The organism is Flagellimonas aquimarina, from assembly GCF_003149745.1.
Taxonomy (GTDB): domain Bacteria; phylum Bacteroidota; class Bacteroidia; order Flavobacteriales; family Flavobacteriaceae; genus Flagellimonas; species Flagellimonas aquimarina.
Genome location: NZ_QGEG01000004.1, coordinates 109,064 through 121,315, shown reverse-complemented (window position 1 = coordinate 121,315; position 12,252 = coordinate 109,064). Strand labels below are relative to the sequence as shown.

7 protein-coding genes are annotated in these 12,252 nt (G+C 37.8%); 4 read left to right on the top strand and 3 right to left on the bottom strand.

Annotation, left to right across the window (positions count from 1 at the left end):
• Positions 1-2 precede the first annotated feature (2 nt).
• Complete coding sequence (locus tag DKG77_RS15005) at positions 3-755, top strand: C40 family peptidase (protein WP_109664725.1); 753 nt, start codon at positions 3-5, stop codon at positions 753-755.
• A 49-nt stretch (positions 756-804) separates the two neighbouring features.
• Here DKG77_RS15005 and DKG77_RS15000 read toward each other — a convergent pair whose 3' ends face one another.
• Together DKG77_RS15000 and gyrA are read right to left on the bottom strand one after the other, a co-directional pair.
• On the bottom strand, positions 805-2,067 hold the full coding sequence (locus DKG77_RS15000; protein ID WP_109664722.1) for a tetratricopeptide repeat protein: 1,263 nt from the start codon (positions 2,065-2,067) through the stop codon (positions 805-807).
• A 33-nt stretch (positions 2,068-2,100) separates the two neighbouring features.
• A complete protein-coding gene (gene gyrA, locus DKG77_RS14995; RefSeq protein WP_109664720.1) occupies positions 2,101-4,632 on the bottom strand; it encodes a DNA gyrase subunit A in 2,532 nt (843 codons plus the stop codon).
• Positions 4,633-4,893: 261 nt separating this feature from the next.
• On the opposite strand from gyrA, the gene DKG77_RS14990 reads away from it, so the two are divergent.
• Together DKG77_RS14990 and DKG77_RS14985 are read left to right on the top strand one after the other, a co-directional pair.
• Positions 4,894-7,449, top strand: coding sequence for an ATP-dependent Clp protease ATP-binding subunit (locus DKG77_RS14990; protein ID WP_109664717.1), 2,556 nt, complete (start codon positions 4,894-4,896; stop codon positions 7,447-7,449).
• A 156-nt stretch (positions 7,450-7,605) separates the two neighbouring features.
• Positions 7,606-8,007 carry an STAS/SEC14 domain-containing protein gene (locus DKG77_RS14985; RefSeq protein WP_109664714.1) on the top strand — a complete coding sequence of 134 codons (402 nt, stop codon included), beginning with the start codon at positions 7,606-7,608 and terminating at the stop codon, positions 8,005-8,007.
• Between the two features lie 14 nt (positions 8,008-8,021).
• On the opposite strand, the gene DKG77_RS14980 is transcribed toward DKG77_RS14985, so the two are convergent.
• Positions 8,022-9,557 carry an NAD(P)H-hydrate dehydratase gene (locus tag DKG77_RS14980; protein ID WP_109664712.1) on the bottom strand — a complete coding sequence of 512 codons (1,536 nt, stop codon included), beginning with the start codon at positions 9,555-9,557 and terminating at the stop codon, positions 8,022-8,024.
• Between the two features lie 250 nt (positions 9,558-9,807).
• Between DKG77_RS14980 and thrA the strand changes: the two genes are divergently transcribed.
• Positions 9,808-12,252: a bifunctional aspartate kinase/homoserine dehydrogenase I gene (gene thrA / locus DKG77_RS14975; RefSeq protein ID WP_109664709.1), complete on the top strand. Its 2,445-nt coding sequence runs from the start codon at positions 9,808-9,810 to the stop codon at positions 12,250-12,252.

The window sequence follows — 12,252 nt, the reverse complement described above, 5'->3', positions numbered from 1 at the left end:
AGATGCAATACGGAATTTGCCATCTAAGCATTGTTCCTATTAGAACACTCCCTGATAATAGCAGTGAAATGGTCTCTCAATTGCTATACGGAGATCACTTCAAAGTTTTGGAGCATAGAAAAAAATGGAGCAGAATTCGTGTTGTATATGACCAATGTGAAGGTTGGGTATCTAACAATCAAATAACTTTAATAGCCGAAGACGAGTTCGCTTTTCTCAACTCATTTGAAAAACCAAAATTTTCCTCAGATATCATCTCTCATGTTTGTACTGAAGATGAAATGTTAATGCCTATTTTACTTGGATCAATGGTATCTAAAACTGAGGCTTTGCAAAACACTTTTGAAGGAAATTATACTGAAGGAGCAAATAAAAAATCAGATTTGATAAATACGGCTTTGTTGTATTTAAAAGCTCCTTATCAAAGTGGTGGAAAAACTCCGTTTGGAATAGATTGTTCCGGATTTACCCAAATGGTCTATAAAATAAATGGACATACATTAAAAAGAGGTGCCGAACAGCAATCTAAACAAGGTGAAGCTTTAAGCTTCATTGAAGAAAGCGAAGCGGGAGACTTAGCGTTTTTTGATAATAATGAAGGAGTTATTGACCATGTGGGGATTATTCTAAAGGACAACTACATTATTCATGCCCATGGGCATGTGCGTATTGACCGTATTGATCATACTGGTATTTTTAACGCTCAAAAAAAACAATACACCCACAAGCTCAGAGTAATAAAAAAAGTGATATAAAAAAAGCCCCTGCGAAAGGGGCTTTTTTATTTTATTACTAAAGGAAGAACTACTCTCCCAATAATTTTTTAATTCTCATGAAATTTTCTGTATCTCCTAAAGCACCATATATGTTTTTAAGTTGAGCTAAAACACTTTGGTTGTCAGGGTTAGTTTTTAACGCATCCTCCAAAATTTTTGAACCTTCTAAAAACAGGTCGTCTTTTTGTTGCTTTAATTCATCATATCTTGCAATATCAGCTCTAGAGCTACCAAGGGTATTCATTTCATCAATAAGACCGTTACCTTCGTTAACATAAGTTGTTGAAAGATTCAACAAGGCATTAATATAACCTGGATCAACCGCCAAGGTTTTTTTGTAGGCCTCCCTGGCTTCTTCCAAATTACCCTGTTCCATATTAATAACTCCAATGTTATATAGTAAATCTGCATTATCTGGAGCCATATCAGAGGCCTGAGCCATCAATTCTTTAAATTTATCCTTGTCCCCCATGGCATAGTACAAATTAGCTTCACCCAAAACTAGGTTAACATCATTTGGATCTACAGCTCTTGCATCTGCATATGCTGCCAAGGCTTTATCATTATCACCCAGCTGTTGATTTATTAGGGCAATATTTTTTACAATTTCAGACTTTTTTGAAGGAGATTTTTCTTCCTTTGGGTCCTTATGAGTCCCAGCCTTTACATAAAGATCACGGGTGTTCTTATCCATAGTCTCCACCTCTCCCGTTTCTATATTAACCGCAGTGAAAGTAACATCGCTACCATCATAGCCAATTTCCTTAAGCTCATCATAATATTCCAATGACTTCTCGTAGTTTTGCCCATTTACTGCACTACTGGCTGCATAGTATAAATAGAGAGTGTCTGTTGGACTCAATTTATATGCCTGGTATAGTTTTTCAGCGGCTTCTCCAAATTTTTTGTCGTTATTGTCCGCAACGGCAGCATTTACTAAATCTGCTGTTATTTGGGCCAAACTCTGTCTAGCTACAGTAGTATATTTTTCCTTACCAGCTGCTTCCTCTATTGAAATAACTTTGTTGAAAGCATCAATTGCAGGTTGAAAAGCTGTTGCATCTCCTTTTTTAGCCAAGTCGGAGTACGTATTACCCTTAACGGTGTAATATTGTGCCTGTATTTTGGCATCGGCAGCATCAATCAAAGATGCAGCTCCATCCAAAGCGGTCTTAGCACTTTCGGAATCTCCTACTTTTAGTGCTTTTTCTGCTGCCTTGATTTCATTTTTTTGGGAAAAGCCCATCGTAGAAATCCCTATGGCAAGTAGTATTAAAACTTTAGTCTTCATTTTAAATGTAATTATAATTATTAGTGTTTATGTTTATTCTTTTGTCTCGTCGGAAGTATCATCAATTGCTGTGCCATCTTCTCCATTAACCTCAATATCAAGGATATCGGCTTCTTCTACCGCATCTTCATCTTTCATCACTTTGGCAACCGCCGCAATGGAGTCCTTGTCCTTTAAATTAATAAGTTTTACACCTTGAGTTGCTCTACCCATTACTCTCAAATCTTCTACACCCATCCTAATAGCAATACCCGATTTGTTAATAATCATCAAGTCATCAGTATCAGAAACATTTTTAATGGCCACAAGACCACCTGTTTTATCAGTAATTGAGATTGTTTTAACTCCTTTACCACCTCTGTTGGTAACTCGATAGTCATCAATTGTAGAGCGCTTTCCGTATCCGTTTTCAGAAACCACCAAGATATCGTCCTCAAAATTGTGTACTGATACCATCCCTATGACCTCATCATCCTCGCTTGCTAGAGTAATTCCCCTTACCCCAGAAGCATTTCTGCCCATTGGCCTGGTTTTGCTTTCTTCAAAACGAATTGCCTTACCGGATTTCAATCCTAAGAAAATTTGACTGGTACCTGTGGTAAGTTTAGCTTCAAGCAATTCATCCTCGTCTCTAATGGTAATGGCATTTATACCATTTTGTCGTGGTCTGGAATACTGCTCAAGCGATGTCTTTTTGACAGTTCCTTTTTTAGTGGCCATAATAACATAGTGACCATTCACATAATCTTCATCTTTTAGATCTTGCGTGCAGATAAAGGCTTTGACCTTATCCTCACTTTCTATGTTAATTAGATTTTGAATGGCTCTTCCCTTAGATGTTCTGCTTCCTTCAGGTATTTCATAAACGCGCATCCAAAAACACTTCCCTTTTTGGGTAAAGAACAACATATACTGGTGGTTGGTCCCCACAAAAAGGTGTTCTAAGAAATCCTCGTTTCGAGTTGATGAAGCTTTTTGACCCACTCCCCCTCTATTCTGAGTTTTATACTCCGATAAAGGAGTCCTTTTGATATAACCGGCATGTGAAATGGTAATGACAACCTGTTCATCAGGAATCATATCTTCAATACTTAAATCACCTCCCGCAAAATTAATCTCCGATCTTCTTTCATCTCCATACTTATCCTTGACCTCATACAATTCATCTTTTATGATTTGCATTCTTCTTTCTTTCTTATCAAGAATGTCTTTTAGGTCTTCTATGGTCTTCAAAAGTGCATCATACTCTTCTCGTAACTTATCCTGCTCCAGTCCAGTAAGCTGGCGCAAGCGCATCTCTACAATGGCTTTTGCCTGGATTTCGGTAAGTTTAAAGCGCTCCATTAAAGCGTTTCTTGCTTCTTCTACGTTGGAAGATCCTCTTATCACTGCAATTACTTCATCTATATTATCAGAAGCTATTATAAGACCTTCCAGGATGTGCGCACGATCTTCGGCTTTTTTAAGCTCGAACTTGGTTCTTCTGACCACTACTTCATGTCTATGCTCAACAAAGTAGTGGATAATTTCTTTTAGATTGAGTAATTTCGGTCTTCCGTTTACAAGCGCTATGTTATTAACACTGAAAGATGACTGAAGTGCTGTATACTTGTACAGCATATTAAGTACAATGTTAGGAATCGCATCCCGTTTTAAAATGTAAACGATGCGCATACCATTTCTGTCGGATTCATCCCGAATTGTAGAAATTCCTTCAATCTTTTTGTCATTGACAAGGTCGGCAGTCTTTTTGATCATATCTGCCTTATTGACCTGATATGGAATCTCTGTTACAATGATACACTCTCTACCTTGAACCTCTTCAAAAGTAGCTTTTGCCCTCATTACAACGCGTCCCCTTCCGGTATGAAAAGCTTCTTTTACGCCATCATAGCCATAAATAATACCACCTGTTGGAAAATCCGGTGCTTTGATATGAGTGATAAGCTCATCTATTTCAATATCCTTGTTTTCGATATATGCAATTGTTCCATCAACAACTTCCGAAAGGTTATGAGGAGGCATGTTTGTTGCCATACCTACGGCAATACCGGAAGCTCCGTTCACCAATAATTGTGGAACCCTTGTTGGTAAAACAGTAGGTTCCTTAAGAGAATCATCAAAATTTAGTTGATGGTCAACAGTATCTTTATCGATATCTATCAACATATCATCAGCAATCTTGCGCATTCTTGCCTCGGTATAACGCATTGCTGCAGGACTATCTCCATCCACGGAACCAAAGTTCCCTTGTCCATCAACCAGCATATACCTTAAGCTCCATTCCTGGGCCATACGTACCATTGAATCATAGACCGAGGTGTCACCATGTGGGTGATACTTACCCAATACCTCCCCAACAATACGTGCAGATTTTTTATGTGCACTATTGGATCTAACACCCAGTTCATGCATTCCATACAACACCCTTCTATGAACAGGTTTAAGTCCATCCCGAACATCTGGCAGGGCACGTGACACAATGACCGACATTGAATAATCAATGTAGGCAGATTTCATCTCATCTTCAATGTTGATAGAAATTAACTTTTCTCCTTCTGCCATGCTAAAATCTAATTGTTTTTTGTGGTTAAAATATCATGCCAATATACGCAAAATCACACCTTTCAAAACAACTGAGCCTTACTTTATTAAAAAAATTATCAACAGTATTACTTTCGATTAAATAAGAGTAATAAAGCTATGTTAAACCTAACAAAAAGAGCCCCTTATTTCGACTTTAACTACAACTTTATCGAATATGGGTACGGTATTTGACTACGGTAAGGATACTTTTATTAATTTTAATTGCTGAAAAGGAAGTGTATGGACGATAATTTTTCCCCTAGAGTAAAAGACGTTATAGCTTATAGCAAAGAGGAGGCCCTAAGGTTAGGGCACGATTTTATAGGAACAGAACATTTAATGTTAGGGCTTTTAAGAGATGGAAATGGTAAAGCTATTAATATTCTGGATGCCTTGGATGTGGATTTGGACCATTTAAGAAGAAAGGTGGAGATTCTTAGTCCTGCGAATCCAAATACAGGAACAATTCAAAAAGACAAAAAAAACCTACATCTAACAAGACAGGCAGAACGTGCACTGAAGACTACTTTTCTTGAAGCCAAGCTTTTTCAAAGCTCTTCAATTAATACAGCCCACCTTTTGCTCTGTATTCTTAGGAATGAAAATGACCCCACTACAAAATTGTTGCACAAACTTAAAGTGGACTATGATAATGTAAAGGAGCAATTTAAATCTATGATCACCAGTGATGATGATTATTTAGATACTCCACATGCTGAATCTTTCCCTAGTGACTCTGACGATGCTGGAGATTCCAAGGAAAGTACTTTTGGTTCAAGCTCATCACAAAAAGGAACCAAAAAGTCTAAAACCCCTGTTTTGGACAACTTTGGCCGTGATTTGACCAAACTGGCAGAAGAAAACAAATTGGACCCTGTTGTTGGTAGAGAAAAAGAAATTGAACGAGTATCCCAAATACTCAGTAGAAGAAAGAAGAACAATCCATTGCTTATTGGAGAGCCCGGTGTAGGTAAAAGTGCAATTGCCGAAGGATTGGCTTTGAGAATTATAAACAAAAAAGTTTCAAGAATTCTTTACAATAAACGAGTTGTTACCTTGGATTTGGCTTCATTGGTAGCTGGCACAAAATATCGTGGACAGTTTGAAGAACGCATGAAAGCTGTGATGAATGAATTGGAGAAGAATGACGATATCATCCTTTTTATTGATGAAATTCATACCATTGTTGGTGCTGGTGGTGCTACCGGCAGTTTAGATGCTTCAAATATGTTTAAACCTGCCCTAGCAAGAGGTGAAATTCAATGTATAGGTGCAACTACGCTAGATGAATATAGGCAGTACATCGAAAAAGACGGAGCTCTAGAAAGAAGGTTTCAAAAAGTGATCGTTGAACCCACAACAGTGGATGAGACCATTGAAATCTTAATGAACATCAAAGGAAAGTATGAGGACCACCACAATGTATCTTATACAGATGATGCGATCAAAGCTTGTGTTACGCTGACAAATCGTTACATGACGGACAGATTCCTGCCAGACAAAGCAATTGATGCTTTGGACGAGGCTGGTTCAAGAGTGCACATCGTAAACATGGATGTTCCAAAACAGATTTTAGAACTAGAAGGTCAGTTGGAAGATGTTCGTGAACTAAAAAACAGCGTAGTTAAAAAGCAGAAGTACGAAGAAGCTGCTAAACTAAGAGATGACGAAAAACGATTAGAAAAAGAACTTGCCTCAGCCCAAGAAAGATGGGAAGAAGACAGTAAACTTAATCGGGAGACAGTATCTGAAGATAACGTGGCAGATGTAGTTTCAATGATGAGCGGTATTCCAGTGAACAGAATAGCTCAAACAGAAAGCAACAAGCTTGCTGAATTGCCTGAACTGATCAAAGGTTTTGTTATTGGACAGGATGATGCTGTGGCAAAAGTGGCCAAAGCAATTCAACGTAATAGAGCTGGACTAAAAGATCCCAATAAACCTATTGGTTCTTTTATTTTCTTAGGACAGACCGGAGTAGGAAAAACGCAATTGGCGAAGATTCTTGCAAAGGAACTTTTCGATTCTGAGGACGCCCTGATCCGAATTGACATGAGTGAATACATGGAGAAATTTGCCATTTCTAGATTAGTTGGGGCGCCTCCAGGTTATGTAGGATATGAAGAAGGTGGGCAGTTGACGGAAAAAGTGCGTCGCAAACCATACTCGGTGATTCTTTTAGACGAGGTTGAAAAAGCACACCCAGATGTTTTCAATATGTTGTTGCAGGTTTTGGATGATGGATTTCTCACAGATAGCTTAGGTAGAAAAATCGATTTTAGAAATACCATAATCATAATGACTTCCAATATTGGAGCTCGACAACTAAAAGATTTTGGACAAGGTGTTGGATTTGGCACTGCTGCCAAGAAAGCTCAAGCAGATACACATCAGAAAAGTGTTATTGAAAGTGCATTGAAGAAAGCATTTGCACCAGAATTCTTAAACAGGATTGATGATGTTGTGGTGTTCAACTCATTAGAACGCGAAGACATTCACAAGATTATTGACATTGAACTGGATAAATTGTTCGGCAGAATAAAGGATATAGGGTATGATCTTAATCTTACAAAAAAGGCAAAAGACTATATTGCCGAAAAAGGGTTTGACAAGCAGTATGGAGCCAGACCTTTAAAAAGAGCAATTCAGAAATACATAGAAGATGCCCTTGCCGAAGAAATCGTAAATTCCAAATTGGATGAAGGTGATAGCATTTTTATGGACTTGGATGAGAAAAAAGAAGAACTCACCATAAAAATTAAAAAACCGGAAAAAACGCCCAAAACGGAGCAATAAAAAGCAATCATAGTAAGGAGCCAACAATTTTGTTGGCTCTTTTTATTATGTGCCAACTTACCGTACACACGATATTTGCGCCTTTAATCTAATATTTTTCTGCTCCCATACTAATAGGTATACTTTCGTCAACGAGACACTATAATATATTGGAGAATGAAAATTGCTTCTACTAAGAAAGCTATTGTTGTACGTGAATACCAACTAGACATTGGAAGTGTTCAGGTTTTTAACAACTACATGGTTTCAACTTTTGACGAAGGTGCTACATTAACACTGGAGAGAGCTTATCAAATTATCGGGATTTCAGAAATACACTTTAGGGATAAAGGGTTTGGCTATATAAGCCTCAGAAAAAACTCCTATGCTGTGGATCCAACCATCTACAATTATTTAAGAGGGATGGAAAACTTAAAGGCTTTCGCAATTGTATCCAAGAAAGAAATTGACATGCACAATTTTAAAATTGAGAAGCTTTTTTACAAAAAGAACATGGAGTTCTTTATTGAGTACGACAACGCATTGGCATGGGTTAAAAAAAGGCTCAAAAAAAAGTAATAAAAGAATAAAGTTTAAACTTTTTCCTCATTCTCCTTATTTGGCGGTCTTAACAGCTCCATATAGGCATTACCAATATTTTCAATAATACCAGAAGCTTTTAATGCTTCGTATCCTGCGGTAGACACTCCAACATCTCCTGCCAGTCCGTGTAAGTAAACCCCAAAAATAGCTGCCTGTAAAGGAGCATATCCTTGGGCCATTAAACCTGTAATCATTCCTGTTAAAACATCTCCACTTCCTGCAGTTGCCATACCTGGATTTCCTGTTGTATTCACAAATCCTTTATCCTTGTATACGGTAATACTGTGCGCACCTTTAATTACTATGATGCAATCATTCTTCATTGAAAATGATTTGGCTTTTTCAAGCTTATCAAAATCGTCTTTCCACTTCCCTATTAAACGTTCCAGTTCTTTTGGATGTGGTGTTAAAACAGATTGCTTAGGAACATCTTTAAGCAAGTTAGGTTGCTTTGCCAAAATATTTAGGCCATCCGCATCAATTACAATAGAGGTTTCAACCTTCTTTAAAAATGAACCAAAAGCCTTAATTGTCTCATCTTTTGTACCCATTCCCATTCCTACACCAATAGCAGTAGGCACAAATGGAATATCAATCTCGCTTATGCTGTCGTCCGCATCATCGGTCAGTACCATTATTTCAGGAATTGAAGTTTGTAAAGAATGATATCCGCATTCTGGCACAAAGGCAGTCACCAAACCACTACCGGCAGACAAACATGCATTACTGGCCAATTGAACAGCCCCAATTTTTCCATAACTTCCTCCAATGATTACAGAATGTCCGTAAGTGCCTTTATGAGAAAACTTTAGTCGTGGGCGGTACATTGGCATGATTTCCGGTCTGCCTATGAGTTCATAATCCGTATCGGTTTTGACCAAAAATTCAGAATCCAATCCAATATCCAAGATTTCCCATTGGTTTTGGTACACTCCTGTTTCTGGAAGAAAAAACACCAATTTGGGAACCTGAAAACTTAATACGTAACTAGCACGAACAACATGTTCACCGTCCCAGGGACTTCTATTTGAGGGTAAACCGGAAGGTATATCCACAGAGAGAACAAACGCAGAAGAGGAATTGAGATGTTTGATGAGGTTTGCAACCCATGCATCGGGTGCCCTATTTAATCCTATCCCAAAAATTGCATCTACGATAATATCATTCGGGGTTATCTCAGGTAAAGAACAATCAGAATCCAAAAATTCAGGCCATAGTTTTCGTTCTTTAAGCCTATCCAAATTAATTAAAAAGTCTTTTGAGCGCTTTTCGCTATAGTTGACAACATAGACCGCAATATCATACCCATGTTCATGAAGATGTCTAGCCAAAGCCACACCATCACCTCCGTTGTTTCCAATTCCACAGAACAAGTGGATTTTAACCTGGGCACCTTGAAGCCTGGAATGCATCCAATCAAATAATTTGGTAGCGGCCCTTTCCATAAGAGCATCACTTGTAATTTGCTGCTTATTTATTGTGAATTTATCAGCTTCATATATCTGACTTGCGGTAAAAATTTTCATTCAACAAGAAAAATTGGTTATTACTATAGATTTCGCAAAAATTTTAGAATCATTTGAAGAAGCTCTCAAAAGTACTACTTTTGACCTCGAGTCTTGCGCTATGCAATTTAAACAAACGGATATTAAACATTCAATGATGGAAACTTTTTCATCTATCTTCACTTTCACTACCATTACCCCTTTGGGGTAATATGCTATTTGTTTCCGTACTCATTCAATCTATTTCAACATTTTACAACATAATTCAATCATGAAAGTCTTAAAATTTGGCGGTACATCGGTCGCCAATCCTGAAAATATAAATCGAGTCAAAGCCATTGTTCAAAACAATCACACTGATACGATAGCCATTGTGGTATCTGCATTTGGGGGCATTACAGATTTACTGCTCAACACATCCCATTTGGCCTCAAATCAAGATTTAGCCTATAAAAAAGGCCTTAAAGAAATTGAGGATAGACATATAGACTCAATTAGAGCGCTTATACCCGTTAAAGCTCAAAGTACCATTTTAAGCAAGGTTAAAAGTGATTTGAACGTTTTGGAAACCCTTTTAGAAGGTTCATTTTTAATTGGAGAGCTTACTCCTAAGTTATCTGATAAGATAGTAAGCTACGGAGAACTACTTTCATCATTTATTATTAGTGAGTTCTTTAAAGCTGAGGGCCTAAAAGCCGATTTTAAAGATAGCAGGCAATTAATACTTACAGATGAGAACTATGGCAATGCAACAATCGATGTTGAAAAAACCTATGCTAACTGCAATGCTTATTTTAAGAATGCCAAAAATCAAATAACCGTACTTCCCGGGTTTGTATCTTCAAGTGGTTCTGGAAATTCCACCACTCTGGGCCGAGGTGGCTCAGACTATACTGCAGCAATAATTGCTGCGGCCCAAAAAGCGGATATTCTAGAAATATGGACAGATGTTAGCGGTATGTTTACGGCCAATCCCAAATTGGTAAAACAGGCAAAGTGTGTATCACATATTAGCTATGAAGAAGCCATGGAGCTTTCCCATTTTGGAGCTAAAGTCCTTTACCCCCCCACTATTCAGCCCGTGCTAAACAAGGAAATACCCATTGTCATCAAAAATACTTTTAAACCTGAAGATGAAGGAACTTACATTGCCAAAAACAACAATGGCAATGGAAAAACCGTAAGAGGCATTAGCCATGTGAGCAATATTAGTTTGCTTTCTCTGGAAGGACCTGGCATGATTGGCGTTCCAGGAATTTCAAAACGTTTTTTTGAAACCTTGTCCTTAGAAAATATAAGCGTTGTACTCATAACCCAAGCTTCCTCTGAGCACTCTATCTGCGTAGGTATTTCAGATGATGATGTTGAAAAAGCGGTACAAGTGGTAAACACAGCTTTTGAATATGAAATCGCCAGTAATAAAATAAAACCGGTATTGGTTGAAAAAGACCTAGCTATAGTTGCTTTAGTTGGGGATAACATGAAAAGCCATCAAGGGCTCAGCGGTAAAATGTTCAGCACTCTGGGGAGGAACAATGTAAACATAAGAGCCATAGCCCAAGGAGCATCTGAACGGAACATTTCTGCAGTAATTACAAAAACAGATGTAAAAAAAGCCCTTAATTCCTTACACGAGGAATTTTTTGAGGAAAATATAAAACAACTCAATCTCTTTGTAATGGGTGTTGGGAATGTTGGTTCCAAATTCCTAAACCAGATAAAGCAACAGAAAAAATACCTAAAGGAAGAACTTAAACTCAATATAAGAGTCATTGGTATTAGTAATTCAAGAACCATGGATTTTGACGAAGATGGAATCTCATTAAAAGATTGGGAAACCACTTTGGCAAATGGACGAAAAGCTGATAAAGAAGTGTTTTTTAAAATTGTAAAAAAGCTAAATTATCGTAATAGCGTTTTTGTGGACAATACCGCAAGTGAACAGGTTTCAGAAAGCTATCCAGATTATCTAAAAAATAGTATTTCCGTGGTCACTTGTAACAAAATTGCCTGTTCCTCAGATTACGACTACTACCGCTATTTGAAGCAATTGGCAAAGCAATACAATTCGCCATTTTTGTTTGAAACCAATGTGGGTGCGGGACTTCCCATTATTGATACATTGAAACATCTCATCGCTTCGGGAGATAAGGTGAAAAAGATACAAGCAGTATTGTCAGGAAGTCTAAATTTTGTCTTTAACAATTTTAATGATTCCGTTACCTTTCATGATATTGTAAAGCAAGCACAAGAAGAGGGGTATACCGAGCCTGACCCCACCATTGACCTCAGCGGTATAGACGTAATGCGAAAGATTCTGATCTTGGCACGAGAAAGTGGAAACCAATTGGACATAGAACAAATTGAAAACGACTCCTTTCTGCCAAAGGAAAGCTTGGATACCAAATCCAATGAAGCATTTTTCGCATCATTGAAGAAAAATGAAACTACCTTTCAAAAAATGTTCAAAGAAGCTAAGGACGCTGATAGCAAACTTAAGTATGTAGCGCAGTTTGAAGATGGGAAAGCACGTGTTGGGCTACAAAAAATACCTAAAGGACACGATTTTTACAATCTGGAGGGTAGCGATAACATTGTGCTGTTTTATACAGAACGATATCCAAATCAACCCCTAATTATTAAAGGTGCGGGTGCAGGTGCAGATGTCACAGCTTCTGGTATCTTTGCCGATATCATACGAATAGGAAACTTCTAA